Annotated in this window: 22 protein-coding genes and 1 pseudogene; 14 read left to right on the top strand and 9 right to left on the bottom strand. The window is 62.7% G+C overall.

What is annotated here, in order from left to right; genetic code table 11:
• Positions 1 to 46: 46 nt before the first annotated feature.
• Genes ASD52_RS23375 through ASD52_RS23355 form a run of 5 tightly spaced genes read right to left on the bottom strand, consistent with a single transcriptional unit; the run spans position 47 to position 4,614 of the window.
• Positions 47 to 904 (bottom strand): transporter substrate-binding domain-containing protein, encoded by an 858-nt coding sequence (locus ASD52_RS23375; RefSeq protein ID WP_057225536.1) that lies wholly within the window; start codon positions 902 to 904, stop codon positions 47 to 49.
• A gap of 38 nt (positions 905 to 942) precedes the next feature.
• Positions 943 to 1,725, bottom strand: coding sequence for an ATP-binding cassette domain-containing protein (locus ASD52_RS23370; RefSeq protein ID WP_057210050.1), 783 nt, complete (start codon positions 1,723 to 1,725; stop codon positions 943 to 945).
• Positions 1,722 to 2,447 carry an ABC transporter permease gene (locus tag ASD52_RS23365; protein WP_057210052.1) on the bottom strand — a complete coding sequence of 242 codons (726 nt, stop codon included), beginning with the start codon at positions 2,445 to 2,447 and terminating at the stop codon, positions 1,722 to 1,724. Before ASD52_RS23365 ends, ASD52_RS23370 begins: the two co-directional genes overlap by 4 nt.
• The gene (locus tag ASD52_RS23360) at positions 2,447 to 3,166 is read right to left on the bottom strand and encodes an ABC transporter permease subunit (protein WP_057210054.1); all 720 of its coding nucleotides are present in this window, start codon (positions 3,164 to 3,166) and stop codon (positions 2,447 to 2,449) included. Before ASD52_RS23360 ends, ASD52_RS23365 begins: the two co-directional genes overlap by 1 nt.
• The gene (locus tag ASD52_RS23355) at positions 3,163 to 4,614 is read right to left on the bottom strand and encodes a M20 family metallopeptidase (RefSeq protein ID WP_057210056.1); all 1,452 of its coding nucleotides are present in this window, start codon (positions 4,612 to 4,614) and stop codon (positions 3,163 to 3,165) included. Before ASD52_RS23355 ends, ASD52_RS23360 begins: the two co-directional genes overlap by 4 nt.
• A 180-nt stretch (positions 4,615 to 4,794) precedes the next feature.
• On the opposite strand from ASD52_RS23355, the gene ASD52_RS23350 reads away from it, so the two are divergent.
• Both ASD52_RS23350 and ASD52_RS23345 read left to right on the top strand, forming a co-directional pair.
• Positions 4,795 to 5,472 carry a GntR family transcriptional regulator gene (locus tag ASD52_RS23350; protein WP_057210128.1) on the top strand — a complete coding sequence of 226 codons (678 nt, stop codon included), beginning with the start codon at positions 4,795 to 4,797 and terminating at the stop codon, positions 5,470 to 5,472.
• A 104-nt stretch (positions 5,473 to 5,576) separates the two neighbouring features.
• Positions 5,577 to 5,768 (top strand): hypothetical protein, encoded by a 192-nt coding sequence (locus ASD52_RS23345; protein ID WP_025429455.1) that lies wholly within the window; start codon positions 5,577 to 5,579, stop codon positions 5,766 to 5,768.
• A 46-nt stretch (positions 5,769 to 5,814) separates the two neighbouring features.
• Here the strand turns inward: ASD52_RS23345 and ASD52_RS23340 are convergent, their stop codons facing one another.
• A complete protein-coding gene (locus ASD52_RS23340; RefSeq protein WP_057225552.1) occupies positions 5,815 to 7,287 on the bottom strand; it encodes a PLP-dependent aminotransferase family protein in 1,473 nt (490 codons plus the stop codon).
• Between the two features lie 152 nt (positions 7,288 to 7,439).
• On the opposite strand from ASD52_RS23340, the gene tauA reads away from it, so the two are divergent.
• The 11 genes and pseudogenes from tauA to ASD52_RS23285 all read left to right on the top strand — a co-directional run bounded on the left by tauA (position 7,440) and on the right by ASD52_RS23285 (position 19,038).
• A complete protein-coding gene (gene tauA, locus ASD52_RS23335; protein WP_057225534.1) occupies positions 7,440 to 8,459 on the top strand; it encodes a taurine ABC transporter substrate-binding protein in 1,020 nt (339 codons plus the stop codon).
• An 81-nt stretch (positions 8,460 to 8,540) separates the two neighbouring features.
• Positions 8,541 to 9,353 carry a taurine ABC transporter ATP-binding protein gene (locus tag ASD52_RS23330; RefSeq protein ID WP_057212938.1) on the top strand — a complete coding sequence of 271 codons (813 nt, stop codon included), beginning with the start codon at positions 8,541 to 8,543 and terminating at the stop codon, positions 9,351 to 9,353.
• On the top strand, positions 9,346 to 10,173 hold the full coding sequence (locus ASD52_RS23325; protein WP_025429459.1) for an ABC transporter permease subunit: 828 nt from the start codon (positions 9,346 to 9,348) through the stop codon (positions 10,171 to 10,173). Before ASD52_RS23330 ends, ASD52_RS23325 begins: the two co-directional genes overlap by 8 nt.
• Before the next feature lie 158 nt (positions 10,174 to 10,331).
• On the top strand, positions 10,332 to 10,718 hold the full coding sequence (locus ASD52_RS23320) for a nuclear transport factor 2 family protein (RefSeq protein ID WP_057212940.1): 387 nt from the start codon (positions 10,332 to 10,334) through the stop codon (positions 10,716 to 10,718).
• A 25-nt stretch (positions 10,719 to 10,743) separates the two neighbouring features.
• Positions 10,744 to 12,141 carry an FAD-binding oxidoreductase gene (locus ASD52_RS23315; protein WP_057225532.1) on the top strand — a complete coding sequence of 466 codons (1,398 nt, stop codon included), beginning with the start codon at positions 10,744 to 10,746 and terminating at the stop codon, positions 12,139 to 12,141.
• Between the two features lie 42 nt (positions 12,142 to 12,183).
• Entirely contained in the window at positions 12,184 to 13,959 is a 1,776-nt protein-coding gene (gene xsc, locus ASD52_RS23310; RefSeq protein WP_057210065.1) for a sulfoacetaldehyde acetyltransferase, read from the top strand.
• Between the two features lie 73 nt (positions 13,960 to 14,032).
• Positions 14,033 to 15,070 (top strand): YeiH family protein, encoded by a 1,038-nt coding sequence (locus ASD52_RS23305; RefSeq protein ID WP_025429463.1) that lies wholly within the window; start codon positions 14,033 to 14,035, stop codon positions 15,068 to 15,070.
• Complete coding sequence (gene pta, locus ASD52_RS23300; protein ID WP_057225530.1) at positions 15,070 to 16,068, top strand: phosphate acetyltransferase; 999 nt, start codon at positions 15,070 to 15,072, stop codon at positions 16,066 to 16,068. Before ASD52_RS23305 ends, pta begins: the two co-directional genes overlap by 1 nt.
• Positions 16,069 to 16,245: 177 nt before the next feature.
• Positions 16,246 to 17,732: pseudogene (locus ASD52_RS23295) on the top strand (nucleobase:cation symporter-2 family protein).
• Positions 17,733 to 17,936: 204 nt separating this feature from the next.
• Complete coding sequence (locus tag ASD52_RS23290; protein WP_057210070.1) at positions 17,937 to 18,323, top strand: CidA/LrgA family protein; 387 nt, start codon at positions 17,937 to 17,939, stop codon at positions 18,321 to 18,323.
• Positions 18,313 to 19,038: an LrgB family protein gene (locus ASD52_RS23285; RefSeq protein ID WP_057210071.1), complete on the top strand. Its 726-nt coding sequence runs from the start codon at positions 18,313 to 18,315 to the stop codon at positions 19,036 to 19,038. Before ASD52_RS23290 ends, ASD52_RS23285 begins: the two co-directional genes overlap by 11 nt.
• Positions 19,039 to 19,060: 22 nt before the next feature.
• Here ASD52_RS23285 and ASD52_RS40635 read toward each other — a convergent pair whose 3' ends face one another.
• Positions 19,061 to 19,183: a hypothetical protein gene (locus ASD52_RS40635; RefSeq protein ID WP_025429467.1), complete on the bottom strand. Its 123-nt coding sequence runs from the start codon at positions 19,181 to 19,183 to the stop codon at positions 19,061 to 19,063.
• Positions 19,184 to 19,270: 87 nt separating this feature from the next.
• Positions 19,271 to 19,993 carry a hypothetical protein gene (locus ASD52_RS40275; protein WP_244497505.1) on the bottom strand — a complete coding sequence of 241 codons (723 nt, stop codon included), beginning with the start codon at positions 19,991 to 19,993 and terminating at the stop codon, positions 19,271 to 19,273.
• On the opposite strand from ASD52_RS40275, the gene ASD52_RS23275 reads away from it, so the two are divergent.
• Positions 19,983 to 21,230 carry an alpha/beta hydrolase gene (locus ASD52_RS23275; protein ID WP_057212955.1) on the top strand — a complete coding sequence of 416 codons (1,248 nt, stop codon included), beginning with the start codon at positions 19,983 to 19,985 and terminating at the stop codon, positions 21,228 to 21,230. The two genes, ASD52_RS40275 and ASD52_RS23275, sit on opposite strands and share 11 nt — an antisense overlap.
• Positions 21,231 to 21,482: 252 nt before the next feature.
• Here the strand turns inward: ASD52_RS23275 and ASD52_RS23270 are convergent.
• Positions 21,483 to 21,851: Gfo/Idh/MocA family oxidoreductase (locus ASD52_RS23270; RefSeq protein ID WP_244497504.1), on the bottom strand; the 369-nt coding region annotated here is incomplete at its 5' end.

Raw genomic sequence — 21,851 nt, 5'->3', positions numbered from 1 at the left:
GATCATGTGCGGCGGCGTCCGGTGAAAGGCGAAATCGTCGTGTGGTTTATCGCGGCGTGACGTCGAAACCGAACCACTTTTCCGAAAGCGTCTTGATCGTGCCGTCCGCCTTAGCGGCAGCAATCGCCTCGTTGAACAGTGTCTTCAGATCCGGATCCGTCTTGCGCAGGCCGACGGAACTGCCGCGACCGAGAAAGCCGCCCTGGAACCGGGGACCGGTGGTGGTCATGTCCTCATTGCCCGGCTTTTCGGAAGCCGTCGTCAGGTAAGCCATCGAGGCCATTACCAGGTCGACGCGGCCAGCCGCGAGATCGAGATCGTGCTCTTCGGTCGTCTTGTATTCGCGCACCTCGACGACGCCCTTCAGATATTTGTCAACGAAGGCGGCACCGGTCGAGGCGATCTGGACGCCAATCGTCTTGCCTTCGAGCAGCGGCTTCAACTTCTCGATCTCGGCGGTAGCACCTGCCTCGTTCGAAGCGAGCGAAAACACCACGCCCTTTTCAGGCAGTGATGCGAGCGGACCGGATTTCAGCGTGGCGAAGGCCTGGCCGGTCGAACCGTAGGAGTCGCTGAAATCGATAACCTGCTCGCGCTTGGCTGTTGCCGACATCCCGGAAATGATCGCATCGAACTTGCCGGCATTCAGCGCCGGGATCATGCCGTCAAAGTTCTGGACGCTGATCTCGCACTCGACCTTCATATGGGTGCAGAGGTATTTGCTGAGCTCGATCTCGTAGCCGTCAAGCGTGCCGTCGGGCTTGGTGAAATTGTAAGGCTTGAAGCCGCCTTCGGTGGCGATCGTCACATGTGTCCAGGTCTTGTTTTCCGCATGCGCGCCATTGGCGGCGAACATCATCGTCGCGATGCACAGGGCCTTCATTGTCGATTTGGTGTGGTTCATTGGTAGTTCCCCTTTTTTGAGTGGTTAGAGCCGCCGGTTCACGCCTTGATGAACCGACGGAAGCGTTCGGATTTGGCGTTGCCAAATACCTCGTCCGGTCGACCGTCTTCCTCGATCTGACCCTGGTGAAGAAAAATGACCCGGCTGGAGACATCGCGGGCGAACCCCATTTCATGGGTCACGACCAGCATCGTGCGTCCCTCTTCGGCGAGCGCACGCATGACGCGCAGCACCTCGCCGACGAGTTCCGGGTCGAGCGCCGATGTCGGCTCGTCGAACAGCATCACGGCCGGACGCATCGCCAGCGCGCGGGCGATTGCCGCGCGCTGCTGCTGGCCGCCGGACAGGTGCGCCGGATAATGATTGCGCTTGGCCGCGATCCCGACCTTGGCGAGAAGGGCTTCAGCCTCTTCGAGGCACTCGGCGCGAGGGCGCTTCTGCACATGGATCGGCGCCTCGATGACGTTCTCCAGCACCGTCTTGTGCGACCAGAGATTAAAGCTCTGGAACACCATGCCGAGCCGTGAGCGGATGCGATCCACCTGGGCACGATCCCTCGGACGGCTCTTGCCGTTGCCGGCAGCAAGCATCTCGATCGTTTCGCCCGCGACCGTGACCTCGCCACGATCCGGCGTTTCGAGCATATTGATGCAGCGAAGCAGTGTCGATTTTCCCGAACCGGACGAGCCGAGGATGGAGACGACCTCGCCTTCGCGCGCGTCGAGCGAGATGCCTTTCAAGACCTCGATCGGACCGAAGCTCTTGTGGATGTCCCGAACGCTGATGGCGACGGGCGCAATGGACGACGCGGGCGAACTCAATGCGCTTCTCCTTCGATGATGGCGGGCAGCACCGCAACCGGCTGCCTGAGATGCGGGCTCAGCCGGAACTCGACGAGCTGCACCAGGCGGGTGAGCAGGAAGTTGATGGTGAGATAGATGGCGCCGGCGACGACGAACACTTCGATCGCGCGGTAGCTCTCCGAGATGATGCGCGCCGCAACGCCGGTCACTTCCATCAGGGTGATGATCGATGCGAGTGAGGTCGCCTTGACCATCGAAATCATCTCGTTGCCGTAGCCGGGCAGCGCCTGCCTGACGCCGAGCGGCAACGTGATGCGCCGGAAGATCATGAAGCGCGACATGCCGCATGCCCTTGCCGCTTCCACCTGTCCAAAGGGCACGGAAAGCAGGCCGCCGCGGACAATCTCGCTGGCATAGGCAGCGGTGTTGAGCGCCAGCGCCAGGACCGCACACCAGTATGGCTCCCTGAGCACGGGCCAAAGCAGGCTGTGTCGGATGGCCGGAAACTGGCTGAGACCGTAGTAGATGATGAAGATCTGCACGAGCAGCGGCGTGCCGCGAAAGACGAAGACATAGGCCTGCGCCAGCCAGCGCAAGGGGGCGGTAGCCGAAAATCGGGCGACAGCGATGCCGACTGCCAGGATCGCGCCGAGGGCAATCGAGTTTGCCGCCAGCAACAGCGTCATGGGAACAGCCGAAACGAGGCTGACAAAGGTTTCCTGAAGGAAGGTCCAGTCCATCAGCTTCTCCTCACGCCGCGGCTGAAATGACGCTCGGCCCGATGCAGGACGGTGCTCGATACCGTCGAGATCATGAGATAGATGCCGCCGGCAATCAGGTAGAAATCAAAGGGCAGCCCGGTGGAGCCGGCAGCAATCTGCGCCTGGCGCAAGAGTTCGGCGACGCCGGTGATCGAGACCAGCGCACTCTCCTTGAGCACCACCTGCCAGACGTTGCCGAGGCCCGGCAGCGCATGCCTGAGGGTCAGCGGCGCGACGATGCGGCGGAACCGGAGCCATCGTGGCATGCCGCAGGCGATCGCCGCCTCTATCTCTCCGGGGTGAACCGCCCTGAAGGCACCACGAAAGACCTCCGTATGCTGCGCGCCCGAGGTGATCCCGACCGCAAGCATGCCGGCAAGGAAGCCGGGAAAGCCGATGAAGCCTTCAGCGCCGAAGAGATGTCCGACGGCGGAGATTGCAGCGGAGCCGCCGAAATAAAGCAGATAGATCACCAAGAGATCGGGAATGCCGCGCAGCACCGTCGTGTAGACGTCGGCAGCGAGGCGCGTCCCTGGTCCGCCCCTCACCTTGGCCCAGGCTCCGAGTACGCCGATGACGGCACCGGTCGCATAGCCCGACAGCGCGATCAGGATCGTCATCATGGCACCGGCAAGGAGGATGTTCCCCCAGCCACCGGGGCCGAAACTGATGAGTTCGAGGATACCGGGCTGGGTCACAAGGTTTGAACTCCCAGTTCCGCAGACCCGGCCGCGCGCGAGGGAAGAGGCGGGTTGACGTCATCGGGGATCGGATTGACGAAAGGCGTGTCGTCGAGACGGCTGCGATGGTCCGCCTTGGCGGCCGCCACCAGTTCTGGGTCCGCCATCAGATCGATGGCAAGGCTCGCCATGGCTTTCGCCGCATGCGCCATGCCCTTGTGCGCGGCCGGCAATTTTCCTTGCGCGACCAACTGCCAGGAATGGCCGGGCGTGCCGATCGCATAGGTCGCACCGCGCATCTGAACCGTCGGGACGACCCAGCTTACGGTTCCGACATCGGTCGAGCCGACGATGCTGCCGTCGCCGCCATAGAGCGGGTAGATCATGTCGCAGAGCGGCTGCCCCTTGCGCGGCGCCAGGCCGAAGCGTGCATAGGACGCGGCGATATCGTCGGGGGAATAGGTCGCCTGAAACTTTCGCGCCGTTTCGAGGTCGGCAGCATCGAAGGCGGCGGGACCCAAATGTTCGAGGCAGGTGTGGAGCCGTGCTTCCAGCGGGGCATTGCCGACGAGATTGGCATCGCCGCTGATCACCTCGTGGCGCACGGTCGTCTCGGTCATCAGTGCTGCCCCTTGCGCGATCTTCTTGACGCGCTCGATCAGGCCGAGCAGATCCGGCAAGGTGCGGGCGCGGATGAGATAGCGCACCGTTGCACGGGCCTGCACGACATTGGGCGCGTCGCCACCGGCATCGGTGATGGCGTAGTGGACGCGGGCGCTCGACGGCATGTGCTCGCGCATGTAGTTGACGCCGACATTCATCAGCTCGACGGCATCGAGCGCGCTGCGGCCGAGATGCGGCGTCGCCGAGGCGTGGGAAGCGCGACCGGAGAAGTGGAAGTTGATCTCGTTGCAGGCAAGCGAGATCGGGTTGTTGACGCCGGAAAAGGCGGCCGGATGCCAGGAGATGGCGATATCGACATCGTCGAAAGCGCCGGCCCGCACCATGAAGCCCTTCGATGAACCGCCCTCTTCGGCGGGGCAGCCGTAATAGCGCACGCGCCCTTTGAGGCCGTTGGCCTTGAGGTAATCCTTGACCGCGGCAGCGGCGAGCATGGAGCCGGAGCCGAGCAGATTGTGGCCGCAGCCGTGGCCGTTGCCGCCCGGCACGACTGGTCGCTCTTCGGCAAGGCCGGCAACCTGGCTCAAGCCAGGGAGCGCATCGAACTCGCCGAGAATGGCGATCACCGGACCACCTTCGCCCGCTTCGCCGATCAGCGCCGTCGGCAGGCCGGCGACATTGCGCTCGATGCGAAACCCCTCCGCCTCAAGCAGGCGGGCATGCTCGCTCGCGGACTGAAGCTCCTCGTAGTTGGTTTCGGGACTGTCCCATACGCGGTCACTAAGCTCGAAGAATTCCGGGCTCTTTTCCTCGACGATCGACCATACGAGTTCGGTATTCTTCATTGGCATTCAGCGTCCCATATGCGATAGTTACCAAAATTGGCGCCAATTTAGGATACAAAAATAAATTGCGCAATGGGCGGCGATGGATATTTTCGGTATCGATCGCAGACGCAAAAACAGACGATCGCTTATGCGAACAAGGCGAGCCCGCGCGGCCCGCTCACAATTGAGCAAACAGGAATGTCCATGACCGAAATGCAAGATGTGACCGAGACTGCGGCCAAGGAGCGGGACGTCACCGATCTCGTTCTCGAGGACATTCTGACCGGCGTGCTGCCAGCCGGCACCTGGCTCAAGCAAATCGATCTCGAAAAGCGATACGATTGCACCCGGCCGGAGGTTCGTCGGGCCCTCGACCGCCTGTCGCAGAAGCGGCTGGTCGAGCACGTGCCCAATCGCGGCTATCACGTTTATCAGCCGGACGGCCGGCGTGCGCAGGAAGTCAGCGATATCCGCGTCATCCTCGAAACAGCGGTGGCCGATCTGATGGTGGAACGGGCCACGCCCGAAAGCATCGCCAGGCTGCGCCAACTCGCCAGCCATTTCGACCAGATGACCATGGTCGGCACGGTGCTGGAGCATTACGAGGCCAACCTCGCCTTCCACCGCGAACTGCTGCTTCTGTCAGGCAATCACGAGCTTGTGGACCTCGTTTCCGAAATCCGCCAACGCACCTCTTCGGCACCGGTCTCGCAGTGGCGCACAAGAGCCCGCGTCGAGCGGTCCGCACGCGAGCATCATATGATGGTCGATGCGCTCGAAACCCGCGATGTCGCCGGCCTCAAACGCCTGATCGAAGCGCATATCCGCCAGACGGGGGATGTTGCCCCAGCTGAAAGCGTTGCGCGCCAAGCATGACGCCCAGCGCTTTCTGGGGGCAAAACCGCCGAATCCCCCTGATTTCTCAGAGTTGTGGCGCTACCGCACAGAACCTAAGCTTGGGCCGAAATTGAGGTTCAGCCATGACAGACACACGCAATCCGCCTGTAACCGATGTCGTAGAGATGCGTGAGGCGCTGGCGGAGTGGTGCACGCAGAACAACTGCACGCAATCGGACCCGCCCGCCAACAAGATCGCGCTCCGGATTTTCGACGTCGCCACCGGGAAAAAACTCAATCGCACAGAAATCCTGGCCCTGCTGTCGAACGGATAGCAACCGTTCGCCGGGTGGCCGCAACGGCGAGAAGTGAGGACCGGTTTCAAGACTGCGCCATTCTGCTTGCCGTCAGCTTCACGCCTTCGGCTATGCGATCTCTGCCGATCGACGAGTATCCCATGCGGAAAAAGCGGCAGCTTTCCTCGTCGTTCGGAAAGAACGGCGATCCGGATTCGATCAGAACCCCGTCTTCCCGCAGATCGGCCATCAGCCTGTCCGCATCGAGACCGTCAGGGCCTTCGATCCAGAAGGAGGTTCCGCCGAACGCTGCCGAACCGGCGATCTTAAGCCCGTTGGCGTTGAGCGCGTCTGCCATTACCCGATGGCGCAGGTGGTACTCTTCCCGCATCCTGTGAAGCACGGCGTCATAGTGACCGAGCGCCAGAAAATAGGCAGCGGTGCGCTGGAGGTGGCCGGGCGGATGGCGCAGCATCAGGGCACGGAGCGCCCGCGCCTCCCGGATGACGGGAGCCGGTGCCACGAGATAGCCAAGCCGCAGGCCGGGGAAAAGCGACTTCGAGAAACTGCCGATGTAAAAGACCCGCCCGCTCCTGTCGAAGGCCTTCAGCGCCGGCGACGGTGGCGCGAGAAAGCTCATCTCGAACTCGTAATCGTCCTCGATGATGACGAAGTCCCTGCTTGAGGCGGCTTCGAGCAGTGCGACGCGGCGATCCATCGGCATGGTCGCACCCGTCGGTGAATGATGGCTCGGCGTCACGAACACGGCGTCGACGTGCTCAGGCAAGTTGGCCGGCGGCAGCCCGCCGTCATCGACGTCAAGCACCGTCACCTTTGCGCCGCTCAGTTGCAGCGAGGCGCTCATATCCGGGTGGCAGGGGTTTTCGCACACGGCATGGGACCCGCGCCGCAGCAACAGCTGAATGACGATCCAGAGCGCATTCTGCGCTCCCACCGTCACCAGGATCTCGTCGGGATTGGCCCGGATGCCGCGCCCCGGCAGCGTGCGCGAACAGATGTAGTTGACCAGTTGCACATCGTCAGACGCGGCGAAATCGCCTGCCATCAGTTCGAAATCTTCGCGCGCCAGCGCGCGCCGGGCACAGTCGCGCCAGGCGGTGAGATCGAACAGCGACGGGTCCATCTGGCCATAGAGGAAAGGATAGGGATACCGCCGCCAGTCGAGCGGCTTACGCATCTGCTTGGCAACGCGAAAGGTCGAGCGCAGCTTAGACGACCAATCCACCGCATCCGCCCCCGGCGACGCCACGTCCGCATCAAGCACGTTGAACGGCGGCTTGTCGGCAACGCGGTAGCTGCTGCGGTCGGCCGCATCGAGATAGCCCTGGGTCGCCAACTCCTGATAGGCAAGCGTGACGGTGAGGCGCGAAATGTTGAGATAGCTCGCAAGCTTGCGCGTCGACGGCAGCAGGGCACCGGGCGGCAGCCGCCCTGACAGCACGGCGGAGACGACCGTCTCGCGGATCTGCGCCTGCAGGCTCGTACGGCTCGCCCGGTCGATGAAGAAGATTGTTTCCGGAACAGAAATGCGTGCCACGTCCGATCCCCTATCGGTCAATCTGGACTTATCTAACTTTCAATCTGGCTATAAAGCAAACCGGAAAGCTGCTTTATCCCTTATGGTCGAAAATGAGATCGGCATAACAGTCGACAGACCCCGAAAACGGGGTCGGAACCAGAGGGAAACAAATGTTCTATTCCAACGCCTTGAAAACCATGGCGGGGGCGGCCACGATTGCGGCCGGCCTCCTGACCTCCAGTCTTGCCCGCGCCGAGACCGATGTGATCATCGGCTACCAGCAGATCGTCGGCCCGTTCATCGCCGCCATCGCCGACGGTCGCTTCGACGCCGCCGCGAAAGAGGCTGGCTATCTCGTCGACTGGCGGCAGTTCAGCTCCGGCGGCGATATCTCGACGGCGCTTGCATCGGGCAACGTGCCGATCGGCGTCATCGGCTCCACCGGCACCACCGCGGCGGCAACGCGCGGCGTTGATCTCGAGCTGTTCTGGATCCTCGATAACATCGGCAAGTCTGAAGCGCTGGTCGCCCGCGAAGGCTCGGGTATCGAAAAGCCGGAAGATCTGGTCGGCCGCTCCGTCGGTGTCCCCTTCGTCTCGACGTCCCACTTCCATCTTCTCGTTGGGCTTGAGCAGGTGTGGAAGGTCGATCCGCGCGAAGTCAACATCCTCAACATGAAGCCACCGCAGATCGTGGCCGCCTGGCAGCGCGGCGATATCGATGCCGCCTATGTCTGGCCTCCGGCCCTGTCGGAACTGCTGAAGACCGGCAAGGTGATTTCCGACTCCGAAGCGATCGGCGCGGCGAGCGTCCCGACCTTCGACGGTCTGGTGGTCGACAAGAAATGGGCAGCTGAAAATCCGAAGTTCATGGCCGCCTTCACCAAGGTGCTGGCCGAAGCCTACGCCGACTACAAGGCAAACGGCGCAAGCTGGACGGCAGACTCCGCACCGGTCCAGAACATCGTCAAGCTCATCGGCGGCGATGGCGCCGGCACCGTCGAAGCGCTGAACTTGCTCTCGTTCCCGACAGCGCAGGAGCAGGCGTCCGAAACCTGGCTCGGCGGCGGTGCTGTGCGCGCGCTGTCGGAAAGCGCGAAATTCCTTGCCGACCAGAAGCAAATCGACAAGGCGCTCGACGATTACACGCCCTACGTCAACAGCGCCTACGCGAAAGAAGCTTCGAAGTAGCCGACGCCCGCTCCTGATCGCAAGGTCGGTCAGGAGCGCCGCCAACGCCACTCAACAGCCATTTCTCGAAAGGCCTGCACAATGGAAACTCTGAATGTCAGCAATGTGAGCCTGACCTATCCTGGTCTCTATTCGGACGAGGCGGTCATTGCGCTCAAGGGCGTCAACCTCGAAATCAAGAGCGGCGATTTCGTCGTCGCGCTCGGTGCCTCGGGCTGCGGCAAGACCACGCTGCTCAATCTGATGGCGGGCTTCATGGCCCCGAGCGGTGGTGAAATCACACTTGGAAGCCGCCGCGTCTCCGGTCCCGGTGCCGACCGTGGGGTCGTGTTCCAGAAGCATGCGTTGCTGCCCTGGCTCAATGTCATCGACAACACCGAATTCGGGCTGAAACTGCGCGGTGTCGACAAGGCGAAACGCCACGAGGTCGCCTCCAAGAACCTCGCTCTTGTCGGCCTGCAGGATTTTCACCGGCACATGATCTACCACCTGTCCGGCGGCATGCAGCAGCGTGTGGGCATCGCCAGGGCGCTGAGCTGCGACCCGTCGATGCTCTTGATGGACGAGCCGATGGCGGCGCTCGATGCGCTGACCCGCGAGACCATCCAGGAACTGCTGCTCAAAGTCTGGCAGCTGACCAACAAGATGTTCTTTTTCATCACGCACAGCGTCGAGGAGGCGTTGTTCCTGGGGTCGCGCCTGATCGTCATGTCGCCGCGACCAGGACGGATCACCCACACCTACGAGCTCGATTTCAACAAACGGTTTCTGGAAGAAGGCAATGCCCGTGCAATCAAATCCAGTCGCGACTTCATCGACATGCGTGAACAGATCCTCAGCATCATCTACGGCGACGAACGCCAATCCGGAAACCCGGAGCTCCTCCATGCTTGAGCGCGTGACGAAAGCCAAGCCGGTCAAGCCGGGCCGGATCTACGGCGCCCCCGGCGAGGGCATGAGCGGACATATCAGCCTACTGACAGCGCTGACCCTGGTGGCGCTCTGGCTGCTGGTCACCGAGATGCAATGGGTACGGCCGCTGTTTTTGCCATCGCCGCTTGCGGTCTGGGACAAGTTCGTGATCGCGCTGACAGAGGGCGTCTCCAATTCGACCCTCGCCCAGCATACGCTGGCAAGTCTCGGTCGCGTGCTCGGGGCCTTCGCGCTCGCCCTTGTCACCGCGGTTCCGATCGGCATCCTCATGGGCGTGAACCGGGTGATGCGCGGGCTCTTTGATCCGATCATCGAGTTCTACCGCCCCTTGCCGCCGCTCGCCTACCTGCCACTGATCATCATCTGGCTCGGCATCGGCGAATTTCCGAAGGTGTTCCTGATCTTCCTCGCGATCTTCGCGCCGATGGCGATCGCCGCCCGGGCCGGTGTGCGGTCCGTCTCGATCGAGCAGATCCATGCGGCCTATGCCATGGGCGCTAGCCGCCGCCAGGTCATCAGCCACGTCATTCTCAAGGCGGCGCTGCCGGAGATCTTCACCGGGATGCGCATCGGCATCGGCGTCGGCTGGACGACGCTGGTTGCGGCCGAAATGGTCGCAGCCCACCGGGGCCTCGGTTTCATGGTGCTCAACGCCGCCGAGTTCCTGGCCAGCGACACCGTGATCATGGGCATCATCGTCATCGGCGTCTTCGCCTTTGCGTTTGATCTCCTGATCCGGCGTCTCGAGAAGGCGCTCATTCCCTGGAAGGGCAAGGTGTGACGATGCACCGTTCAACAGGGGCGCGGCCACCGAGCTAATGGCCGCCCCGTCCTAACAGGACCCCATACCGCACAAACAAAGCCGATCCGGCCGGTTCACCCGGCCGCGGCGAAGCCATGCCCGAAAACATCGCCTGAAACGCTTAGGAAACACAAGCCATGACCGCGACCGACCTATCCGACCTCTTCGACGCCTTCAACCGGCACGACATCGACGGCGTCATGTCCTTCTTCGCCGAAGACTGCGTCTTCAACACTGTGGCCGGCAGCGAAGCGCACGGCACCCGGGTCGAGGGCACTGAGCAGATCGCGACCGCCTTCAGCAGCGTGTGGCAGACGATGCCGGACGCTCACTGGGCCCACCACAGCCATTTCGTCCATGGAGACCGGGCCGTATCGGAATGGACCTTCTCCGGCACGAACGCCGACGGCAGCCGCATCGAGGCCGAAGGCTGCGACCTCTTCACGCTCCGTGACGGCAAGATCGTCCGCAAGCAGGCCTTTCGCAAGAACCGGCCGCTGATTGCGGCCCCCTTCCGCTACTGAGCTCCAGCCAGGCCAGGAAACCGACATGGAACAGCTTGTCAAAACATTGCGGCCGAGCAAGCCCTTCGATCCGGCATACGATCCCAATCGCGCCGCCAATCCCGGCGACGGCAAGGATTATGCGCCGACCTACTGGGTCGCAACCGCCGGACCGCCGCCCGCCGATGATGGTCCCGTGCTTGGCGATATCGACGTCGACGTCGCAATCGTCGGCTCGGGATACACCGGCCTCTCCTGCGCCATCCATCTTGCCAAGGAGCATGGCATCAAGGCGACGGTGCTCGAGGCAAACGGCGTCGCCTGGGGCTGCAGCACCCGCAACGGCGGTCAGGCGCAGATTTCGGCGGGCCGGCTCAAGCGCTCGCAATGGATCGAGCGCTGGGGCGTGGATGTCGCCAGGAAGCTTCACGTCGAGATCAGCGAAGCCTTCGATCTTTTCCGCGACCTCATCCGCTCGCCGGAAATCGCCTGCGACCCGCAGGATGGCGGGCATCTCTATATCGCCCACCGCAACAAGGTGATGCCGTCGCTGGAAGCCGAATCCCGCGTCCTCAACGACGTCTTCGGCTACCGCACCCGCATCCTCGGCCGCGACGAAATCCATCGCGACTTCGTCCGCGACAACGAGGCGGTGGGCGCGCTTTACGAGCCCGACGGCATGGGCATCCATGCGGCCAAGCTCGCCTTCGGCTATCTCACCCTGGCGCGCAAGCTCGGTGCCCGCGTTCATACTTCGAGCCCGGTTCTCAGCTGCGACCGGAAAGGCGGAGTCTTCCACCTTCGCACCCCCGGCGGGATCGTGCGGGCGAGGGCGGTGTGTTTCGCGACGGCCGGCTATACCTCGCCCGGCCTGCATTCGCTGACGAAGCACCGGCTGATGCCGATCCTCTCCAACTCGATCGTCACGCGCGTACTCACCGACGAAGAGCGGTCGGCGTTGAATTTCCAGACGCATATTCCGCTTACCGACACGCGCACGCTTCGCCACTACTACCGGCTGTTGCCCGACGGGCGCGTGCAGATCGGCAGCCGCAGCGCGATCACCGGCAAAGACGCGGTCAACCCAAAACATCTCGACCGTCTGCTCGAGGGCCTCTACCGCAAGTTCCCGGTGCTGACAGGCATCAAGGTCGACTACTCCTGGTGGGGCTGGGTCGATGTCAGTCACGACATGATGCCGCGCATCTTCCGCCCGGATCCGCAACAGGCGCTGTTCTACGCCATGGGCTACGGCGGCAACGGCGTCATGTACTCGGCCCAGGCCGGACGGCGCATGGCGCAGATGGTCGCCGGCAAGGGCGGTGCCCTCGACCTGCCGATCTTCACCTCCCCTCTCCCCAGCCATGGGCTGCTGACGCCGTTCCGGCGCATCGGCCAGTGGGGGATGTACCGCTGGTACTACCTCAAGGACGAAATCCTCTAGCCGCTCGGTCGGCCCCCAACCCAACATGAAAGGAAACAGACAATGAAAATGACGACCGAAGAGGCTTTCGTAAAAGTCCTCCAGATGCACGGCATCGAACACGCCTTCGGGATCATCGGCTCGGCGATGATGCCGGTGTCCGACCTCTTCCCGAAAGCTGGCATCACCTTCTGGGACTGCGCCCATGAAACCAACGCGGCATTGATCGCCGACGGATACACCCGGGTCACCGGCAACATGTCGATGGCAATCGCCCAGAACGGACCGGGCGTCACCGGCTTCGTGACAGCAGTCAAGACGGCCTACTGGAACCATACGCCGATGCTTCTCGTCACGCCGCAGGCGGCAAACAAGACGATCGGCCAGGGCGGCTTCCAGGAAGTCGACCAGATGGCGCTGTTTGAGGAAATGGTCTGCTACCAGGAAGAGGTGCGCGACGCGAGCCGCGTTCCCGAAGTCCTCAACCGGGTAATCGAGAAAGCCTGGCGCGGCTGCGCCCCGGCGCAGATCAACATCCCGCGCGATTACTGGACACAGGTGATCGACGTCGAGCTGCCGAGCATCGTTCGGCTGGAGCGCCCCTCCGGCGGCAAGCAGGCAATTTCAGAGGCAGCAAGATTGCTGTCCGAAGCGAAATTCCCGGTGATCCTCAACGGCGCCGGCGTGGTCATTGGCGGCGCGATCGGCGAATCCATCGCGCTGGCTGAGCGTCTCGACGCCCCGGTCTGCTGCGGATACCAGCATAACGACGCCTTTCCCGGCGGCCATCGCCTCGCGGCAGGCCCGCTCGGCTACAACGGCTCCAAGGCTGCCATGGAACTGATCGCCAAGGCCGACGTCGTACTTGCGCTCGGCACCCGCCTCAATCCGTTCTCGACGCTTCCGGGCTACGGCATCGAGTATTGGCCGAAGAATGCCGCGATCATCCAGGTCGACATCAACTCCGATCGCATCGGCCTGACGAAGAAGGTGACGGTCGGCATCTGCGGCGATGCCAAGCAGGTGGCAAGCCAAATCCTCGATCAACTGTCGCCGTCGGCCGGCGATATCGGCCGCGAGGAACGCAAGGCACTGATCCACACCACCCGCTCGGCCTGGCTGCAGCAGCTGTCGTCGATGGACCACGAGGATGACGATCCGGGCACCGAATGGAATGCCTCGGCCCGTCGGCGGGAATCCGACCGCATGTCGCCACGCCAGGCATGGCGTGCGATCCAGGCGGCCTTGCCCAAGGACGCCATCATCTCCACTGACATCGGCAACAACTGCGCCATCGGCAACGCCTATCCGAGCTTCGAACAAGGCCGGAAATACCTGGCGCCCGGCATGTTCGGACCCTGTGGCTACGGCTTCCCGTCGATCGTCGGCGCCAAGATCGGTTGCCCTGATGTGCCGGTGATCGGCTTTGCCGGCGATGGCGCATTCGGCATCTCGATGAACGAGATGACCTCCATCGGTCGCGCCGGCTGGCCGCCGATCACCATGGTGATCTTCCGTAACTTCCAGTGGGGAGCCGAGAAGCGCAACACGACGCTCTGGTACGACAACAACTTTGTCGGAACCGAACTCAATCCCAACCTCAGCTACGCGAAAGTGGCCGACGGCTGCGGTCTCAAGGGTGTGACGGTCGATACGCAGGCGGGCCTGACGGCCGCCCTGCAGCAGGCGCTCGACGACCAGTCACAGGGCGTGACCACCTTTGTCGAGGTCATCCTCAACCAGGAACTTGGCGAGCCCTTCCGCCGCGACGCGATGAAGAAGCCGGTGCAGGTGGCGGGCATCCAGCGATCGGACATGCGGCCGCAGCAGCACATCTGACATCCAACCCATGCCCGGCTGATGTCGCCGGGCATGGGCCTTAGATTTGGCGCTTTCAGACGGGAAATTTAACATGAATGCGGTATCCGAAACGACGCGGCGGTTCCAATGGCTGCCCTCGGCGCTGTCGACCTATGGTCCTGGTCTGCTGGTGACGGCCGCCGTCGCCATGGCCGCGCAGTTCCTGTCGGATCATTATGGCGCGCCCGCCATGCTGATGGCGCTTCTGCTCGGCATCGCGTTCCACTTCCTCTCCGAGGAAGGCAGATGCGTCGCCGGCATCGAGCTTTCAGCAAAAAAGATCCTCAGGATCGGCGTTGCGCTGCTCGGCATGCGCATCAGCGTCGACCTTCTGATCGGGCTCGGGAGCGGCACCATTCTCCTGCTGGTGGCAGCGATTGCAGCAACGATCCTCTTCGGGCTGGCGGCCGCCAAGATCCTTGGAAGAGGCTGGAGGCTCGCCCTTCTCACCAGCGGTGCGGTCGCGATCTGCGGTGCTTCCGCCGCGATGGCGATTGCAGCCGTTCTGCCGAAGAACGAGTTTTCCGAGCGCAATCTGATCTTCACCGTGCTGTCGGTGACCGTCCTCAGCACCCTGGCGATGATCGGCTATCCCATCCTCGCCCAGTCGCTGGGGCTCGATGCGCGCGGCACCGGCATCTTCTTCGGCGGCACGATCCATGATGTCGCCCAGGTGGTCGGCGCCGGCTTCTCGGTCTCGCCGGAGGCCGGCGAGACCGCAACACTCGTCAAGCTTATCCGCGTGACGATGCTGGCACCCGTTGTCCTCATCTTCTCCATCGCCCTTCGAAACGTCCCCCAGGAAGGCGTGGAGGCCGGCAAGCGCCCGCCCTTGCTGCCCGGCTTTGTGGTCGCCTTCCTGATCCTTGCCGCCATGAACTCCGGCGGGATGGTGCCGGCCGCCGTCGCCGAACTCGGCATGGAGGCATCGCGCTGGGCGCTTTTGGCGGGCATCGTCGCCGTCGGCATGAAGACGTCGCTCCGGCGCGTGCTCGATGTCGGCGGCGACGCAGTCGCGCTCATCGTCGCAGAAACAATCTTCCTCGGCCTCTTCATTCTCGGCGGCATGCATTATCTGGGGCATCTCTAATGAAACCACTCGACCGCATCATCGAAACCGCCAAGCAGGCACCGCGCCACATCGTGCTTGCCGAGGGCGAAGACACGCGGGTGGTCGCTGCGGCCATGCGCGCCCGCGCAGAAGGTCTCGCCGAAATCACGCTCATTGGTCGGCACGAGATCATCGCCGAGCGCCTGCGCGATCACGGCGGCGATGCGCCTGCCTTCCGGATCGAAGACCCGGCGACGTCGCCACTGACACAGCAGTTCGCGTTGCGATATCACGACCTGCGCCGGAGCAAGGGCGTCGACCGAGAGATGGCCGAGAAGGCAGTGCGAGAGGACCTGGTCTTCGCAGCCATGATGGTTCGCGAAGACGAGGCGGACGGCACCATCGGAGGAGCGGTGGCAACAACGGCCGATACGGTGCGCACCTCTCTGCAAATCATCGGCCGTGCGCCTGACGCCGGCCTCGTCTCCAGTTTCTTCCTGATGATGTTGTGCCAGCCGCACCACGCCAAGAAGGGCGCCTTCGTCTTTTCCGACTGCGGCCTCGTGGTCGACCCGGATGCTGCCGGTCTCGCCGATATCGCCCGCATGTCGGCTCGGTCCTATCAGGCGCTGCTTGGCGAACGTCCCAAGGTCGCGATGCTCTCCTTCTCCACCAATGGCAGCGCCGCGCACGACCGCGTCTCCAAGGTGGTCGAGGCGACGCACATTGCCCGCGCCGCCAATCCCGACCTGCTGATCGACGGCGAACTGCAGTTCGACAGCGCCTTCGTCGAGGCCGTATCGTCGTCCAAGGCACCCAATTCGGCGCTGCACGGTCAGGCAAATGTCTTCGTCTTCCCCAATCTCGATGCCGCCAATATCGGCTACAAGATCGCCCAGCGCATCGGCGGCGCGACCGCCATCGGCCCGGTGCTTCAGGGGCTGGCCAAGCCCGCCAACGACCTTTCGCGTGGCTGCACGGCCGATGACGTCTTCCACATGATCGCCGTCACGGTGGTCCAGGCAGCGTCGCGATAGCGGCGGCGCTTGACCTATCGCGATGTCCGTTTCCGGACGCACGGATTACCGCTGCCAAACCGAAAACAACTTCAAATCACCCGCATGCAATGGTGCCCAAGATCTCGGCCTATAATTCGGGCTGCGCGTTTGAGGAGACGCGAAGATTATACAGCACACGCATCTGGGAGGAGACGCATGGATGTTTCGCATCGAAACGATCACATCGAACAAACGATTGAGCGGCCGGAAGACAAGCGCCTGGGCGCAGGCGCAAACCTCGTCTATGGTCTCCAGCACGTGCTCACCATGTATGGCGGCATCGTCGCCGTCCCACTGATCATCGGCCAGGCGGCCGGCTTGTCGCCAGCCGACATTGGCCTGCTGATCACCGCGTCGCTGTTTGCCGGCGGCCTGGCGACTATCCTGCAGACGATCGGCATTCCGTTCTTCGGCTGTCAGCTCCCGCTGGTTCAAGGCGTTTCGTTCGCCGGCGTCGCTACCATGGTGGCGATCGTCACCAGCCGCGAAGGTGGCGGATTGCCAGCGGTGATGGGCGCCGTGATGGTGGCGTCACTCGTCGGCCTGGCGATCACACCGATCTTCTCGCGCATCACGCGGTTCTTCCCGCCGCTGGTCACCGGCATCGTTATTACCACGATCGGCTTGACCCTGATGCCCGTCGCGGCCCGCTGGGCCATGGGTGGCAATCCCAACGCGCCCGACTTCGGCAGCGTCAGCAACATCGGCCTGGCGGCGGTCACTTTGCTCACCGTCCTGCTGCTCAGCAAGGTCGGCAGCTCCAGTATATCGCGCCTGTCGATCCTGCTTGCGATGGTCATCGGCACGCTGATCGCGCTTGCTTCGGGATGACCGATTTTTCCAAGGTCGCCGAAGGTCCGATCCTAGCCTTCCCCTCGCCCTTCCATTTCGGGGCGCCGGTCTTCACGGCCGCGGCGATCGTCTCGATGTTCATCGTTCTCCTGGTCATCCTGGTCGAGACGTCGGCAGACATCCTGGCCGTCGGCGAAATCATCGGCACCAAGGTCGATTCCAAGCGACTGGGCGATGGCCTGCGCGCCGACATGATCTCGAGCCTGTTCGCCCCGATCTTTGGCTCGTTCACGCAGAGCGCCTTTGCCCAGAACGTCGGTCTTGTGGCCGTGACCGGCATCAAGAGCCGCTATGCCGTTGCAACCGGCGGCCTCATTCTGGTGACGCTCGGCATTCTTCCTGTCATGGGGCGGGTGATCGCAGCTGTTCCGCCGGCCGTGCTCGGTGGCGCCGGTATCGTGCTGTTCGGCACGGTGGCGGCGAGCGGCATCCGCTCGCTCTCCAAGGTCGATTATCACAACAACATGAACCTGGTCATCGTCGCCACCTCGATCGGCTTCGGCATGATCCCGATCGCGGCACCACATTTCTACGATCACTTTCCGGCCTGGTTCGAAACCATCTTCCACTCGGGCATCAGTTCTTCCGCGATCATGGCGATCTCGCTGAACCTGCTGTTCAATCATTTCAAGGCCGGCAATTCCGATCAGCAGTCCGTATTCGTGGCCGGCACGGAACGCATCATCCGGTATCAGGATATTTCCGCTCTGCGTGACGGTGACCACTATCGCGACGGGAAGCTCTATGACCGCGATGGCAACGAGGTCCCCATGGCGGTTCCGCACCACTAACGCATGTCGCGCAAAAGTGTGCCGCGGTTTTGCGACCCCGACATGCGAAAGAACAAGAGCTTAGAGCAGCAACGCGCTTTGGGCCATCGCGCAAAATATGCTGTAGGCGTGGCCGAAGGATTTCGGCTACGAAGCATCCATGGATGCGGCTGTGTTGCGGAATACGCCGTGGGGAGATCACCACTGATCATGCGGGAGATGGCGATGGAAGGACTGTTTGTCATACTGCTCTGTCAACTGATCGGCGAGATCGTTGTCAGGACCCTCGACCTGAGCATGCCGGCTCCCGCACTCGGTATCGTGCTCCTGCTTGCCTATCTCTGGTTTGCCGACAGGAGAGCCGGGTCGGAAGATGGCACCGCCCACACCCGGGTCAGCGGCGTGGCCGACGCTCTGCTCAAGAACCTCGGCGTGCTGTTCGTGCCCCTTGGCGTTGGGGTGATGCAGAACTACCGGCTGATCTACGAATATGCCGGCACGATCGTCATCGCCGTCGTGGTGTCGACCCTTATGACTTTGATGGTGACGGTGGGAGCTTTCCTGTTCGCGAGCAGGATGTCGGGCGCAGGAGGGGCTGGCGATGGACACTAGCGGTCGCGTGTTCGAGCTTTGGGTCTATCTCTCGACCAGCCCGCTCACGTGGCTGACCGTGACGATCGGCGCCTATATCGCCGCTCAGCGGCTTGCGGCGCTCAGCGGTTTCAACCCTATCGTCAATCCTGTGCTGATCGCCGTCGTCCTGGTGATCTCGATACTGACTGCCACCGGGACATCCTATTCAACCTATTTCGACGGGGCGCAGTTCGTGCATTTTGCACTGGGACCTGCGACGGTGGCGCTTGCTGTTCCCCTTTACCGGAACCGGACACTGATCCGGCAGAACCTCGTGCCCGTCGTCGTCGCGCTTGTCGCGGGCAGCCTGACGGCGATCGTTTGCGCCACGGGTGTCGCCATCCTGCTCGGCGCACCTGACAGTGTGGCGATATCTCTGGCGCCGAAGTCGGCAACGGCCGGCATCGCCGTCGGCATCTCGCAGCAACTCGGCGGCGACCCGGCCCTGACAGCGCTTCTCGTCATCTTCACCGGCGTGTTCGGGGCAATTATCGTCACGCCGCTGATGAACCTTCTGCGGATCCGGAATTATGCCGCGCGCGGGTTTGCGGCCGGCCTGACGTCGCACGGCATCGGCACGGCACGGGCTTTCCAGGTCAACGAAATTGCCGGGACGTTCTCGGGCCTTGCCATGGCGCTCAACGGCATATTGACCTCAGCCATCGCCGCTGTTGTCCTCGGGGTGCTGCTCTGAGCGCCGCCCTCGGGACAGCCCGTTACCAGAAGGCACCGTAGAAGGTGACACAGCCGACGACACCGAGCACGATCGCCAGGGATGATCGGATCGTGAAATCGAGCAGCCTGAACTGATATCCAAAGCTTCCAACAGATGGCTTCATGGTTTTCTCCCGTGGTTGTCTTCTGAGCGACTGCGTCCCGGGTACCCGGTGATGGAACGTCGAGACGACGCCTATAGGCTTGCGGCCTCAGGCCGACTTTGCGAATCCACCGTCGTGGTGACGGTAGAAAGTCTTTGCTGCGACAAGCAGCGCTTCTTCGTCCAGCGGACGGCGAAACTCGCGCATGAGAAATCGGGCGAGATGCTGGATCTGCTCGCCATCTCTCGGAATGTCGTACTCGATACAGACAGTCTCAAAAACACGCCAAAGCATGCCGATTTCCTCCTTGCTCAAGGCGGCAAGCATCTCGTCGGGAATTCCGCGCATAAGAACCTCGCTCCGTATTCGCGCCGTCCTGCCCGCGAGCAGGGACCGAATTGCTATTGAGGGATCGATAAACGGGCGCGTCGGCGGACCTGCGGTCACCGCCGCAGTGAGAAGCCAGATGAGCCTGAGAATGACGATCGATGGGTAGCCGGTGATTGGGGCTTTACTGAGGTGATCAGCAGGATCGCCGGAATGCGACCATAGATCCACCTGACGAGCGCGACGAACGGCCCCGATGCCCTGGTCAGGCCCTGCCAAAAGATCGAAAGCCCGTCGTCGATACCGGACAAGGTTCGCCCGAAAGTCAGCGCGCGCTATTGCATTGTAACTGCTCCGTGCACTAGCATCCCCGGCATAAGACAGGAAGCCGGCTGGGGACTGCTTGCACTGCGCTTTGACAGGGGGATGGATGAGCAGGAATACTGGCGGCGTGAGGTTCAATTCGCCTCTCGAGCGAATTCGCAGCGGCGCAATGGTTGCCATGCTTGTGTTTGTGCTGGCCGCATGCGGCGGGCATCCGAAGGGCGTGCTGACGCCGGTCGCAGATACAGCCCCGGATTCAAGCCGGGTCAACATGCTGATCACGACGACGCGCAGCCGGTCGGAAAATCCCGGAGAAATGTATAGCGGCGAGCGCGCCCTGGCGCCCACCTTCGTCGACATGACCGTTTCCATTCCGTCAGACACCGTGCGCAAGGCTGGCGAGGTCGCCTGGCCGAAAAAGCTGCCGCCCAATCCGGCAACCGATTTTGCGACGCTGAAGGCGGACGATCTGGACATGGCCGGCGCCAAATCATGGCTGAGCGCGAGTGTGCGCAAAAGTCCTGACAAGAGCGTTTTCGTCTTCGTTCACGGCTTCAACAACCGCTTCGAAGACTCTGTCTATCGTTTTGCCCAGATCGTCCATGATTCCGGCGTCCACAGCGCCCCCATTCTGATCACGTGGCCGTCTCGCGGCAGCCTGCTTGCCTACGGCTACGATCGCGAAAGCACCAACTACACGCGCAATGCGCTCGAAAACCTGTTCCAGTACCTCTACCGCGACCCGGAAGTGAAGGAGGTCTCGATCCTCGCGCACTCGATGGGCAACTGGCTGGCGCTTGAGGCGTTGCGCCAGATGGCAATCCGCAATGGCGAACTGCCCGCAAAGTTCAAGAACGTCATGCTGGCGGCACCCGATGTCGACGTCGATGTCTTCCGCCAGCAGATCGCCGACATGGGCGAGAAGCACCCGAACTTCACGCTGTTCGTATCCCGCGACGATCGAGCTCTGGCAGTCTCGCGCCGGGTCTGGGGCGACGTTTCCCGGCTCGGGGCGATCGATCCGGAGCAGGCGCCGTTCAAGAAGGAGCTCGCGGACAACAAGATCACGGTGATCGACCTGACGAAGATCAAGGCCGGCGACAGCCTCAATCACGGCAAGTTCGCGGAATCGCCCGAAATCGTTCGCCTCATCGGTTCGCGCATCTCCGACGGCCAGACGCTGACAGACAGCCGGGTCGGTCTCGGCGACCAGATCCTGGTGGCAACGACCGGAACGGCCGCGGCCGTCGGCAACGCGGCCGGTCTGGTTTTGGCCGCACCAGTCGCCGTCGTCGATCAGAACACCCGCGACAATTACGCCGAGCACCTCGGCAGTTCGGCTGCGAGAACCAACCGTGCTGCGACGGCGAGCGGATGCGACCCGACGCGACCGACCACGCCGGGATGCAACCGATAAAAGTAGGCTTGGAACCGGCCCCCGCAGCTTGAGGCAAACCTGCTGCGGGGTGCTTCGGCATCAACCCGGAAAGGGCATGCGCGCAACGTCGAGCGCGGCCGTTTGCCTTCCGCCATCCGGAAGTACTTAGAGCATTTCCAGGAAAAGTGCGAAGCGGTTTTCCGTCAGGAAATGCGTAAAAACAAGGAGATAGAGCGTTTCTGTGACTCCGCCTAAACCGGAAACGCTCTAGCCCCCCGGCATGCTTTCCGGCTACACCTTTACCCAGGCGCCATTTCGTTTTGACGACTGGACGCAGGCATCGACGAAGGCCATGCCCTTCATACCGTCGTCGATTGTCGGATAGGTGACGGCGGCATCGATGGTCTCGCCCTTGCGTTTGGCGAAGATCGCCCGGGCCGCTTCGGTGTAGATATTGGCAAACCCTTCGAGATAGCCTTCGGGGTGGCCAGACGGAATGCGGCTGACGCGAGCGGCGGCCGGGCCGGAGCCGGCACCAGCCCGGGTGAGCAGCCGCTTCGGTTCGCCGAACGGCGTGTACCAGAGATAGTTCGGGTCCTTCTGCGTCCATTCGAGCCCACCCTTGGTGCCGTAGACCCGCACCATCAGGCCGTTCTCGTG

This window comes from Ensifer sp. Root142 (assembly GCF_001426785.1).
GTDB classification, from domain to species: domain Bacteria; phylum Pseudomonadota; class Alphaproteobacteria; order Rhizobiales; family Rhizobiaceae; genus Ensifer; species Ensifer canadensis.
Note: the sequence above shows the minus strand (reverse complement) of the source record. Positions and strands in the feature narration are given on the sequence as shown.

Coding starts and splice junctions, on each gene's coding strand:
- ASD52_RS23320 (WP_057212940.1), top strand. CDS start 10,332: ATGACCGCGACCGACCTATCCGACCTCTTCGACGCCTTCAACCGGCAC.
- ASD52_RS23375 (WP_057225536.1), bottom strand. CDS start 904: ATGAACCACACCAAATCGACAATGAAGGCCCTGTGCATCGCGACGATG.
- tauA (WP_057225534.1), top strand. CDS start 7,440: ATGTTCTATTCCAACGCCTTGAAAACCATGGCGGGGGCGGCCACGATT.
- ASD52_RS23330 (WP_057212938.1), top strand. CDS start 8,541: ATGGAAACTCTGAATGTCAGCAATGTGAGCCTGACCTATCCTGGTCTC.
- pta (WP_057225530.1), top strand. CDS start 15,070: ATGAAACCACTCGACCGCATCATCGAAACCGCCAAGCAGGCACCGCGC.
- ASD52_RS23305 (WP_025429463.1), top strand. CDS start 14,033: ATGAATGCGGTATCCGAAACGACGCGGCGGTTCCAATGGCTGCCCTCG.
- ASD52_RS23290 (WP_057210070.1), top strand. CDS start 17,937: ATGGAAGGACTGTTTGTCATACTGCTCTGTCAACTGATCGGCGAGATC.
- ASD52_RS23355 (WP_057210056.1), bottom strand. CDS start 4,614: ATGAAGAATACCGAACTCGTATGGTCGATCGTCGAGGAAAAGAGCCCG.
- ASD52_RS23275 (WP_057212955.1), top strand. CDS start 19,983: ATGGTTGCCATGCTTGTGTTTGTGCTGGCCGCATGCGGCGGGCATCCG.
- ASD52_RS23365 (WP_057210052.1), bottom strand. CDS start 2,447: ATGGACTGGACCTTCCTTCAGGAAACCTTTGTCAGCCTCGTTTCGGCT.
- ASD52_RS23345 (WP_025429455.1), top strand. CDS start 5,577: ATGACAGACACACGCAATCCGCCTGTAACCGATGTCGTAGAGATGCGT.
- xsc (WP_057210065.1), top strand. CDS start 12,184: ATGAAAATGACGACCGAAGAGGCTTTCGTAAAAGTCCTCCAGATGCAC.
- ASD52_RS23325 (WP_025429459.1), top strand. CDS start 9,346: ATGCTTGAGCGCGTGACGAAAGCCAAGCCGGTCAAGCCGGGCCGGATC.
- ASD52_RS40635 (WP_025429467.1), bottom strand. CDS start 19,183: ATGAAGCCATCTGTTGGAAGCTTTGGATATCAGTTCAGGCTGCTCGAT.
- ASD52_RS23315 (WP_057225532.1), top strand. CDS start 10,744: ATGGAACAGCTTGTCAAAACATTGCGGCCGAGCAAGCCCTTCGATCCG.
- ASD52_RS40275 (WP_244497505.1), bottom strand. CDS start 19,993: ATGGCAACCATTGCGCCGCTGCGAATTCGCTCGAGAGGCGAATTGAAC.
- ASD52_RS23350 (WP_057210128.1), top strand. CDS start 4,795: ATGTCCATGACCGAAATGCAAGATGTGACCGAGACTGCGGCCAAGGAG.
- ASD52_RS23285 (WP_057210071.1), top strand. CDS start 18,313: ATGGACACTAGCGGTCGCGTGTTCGAGCTTTGGGTCTATCTCTCGACC.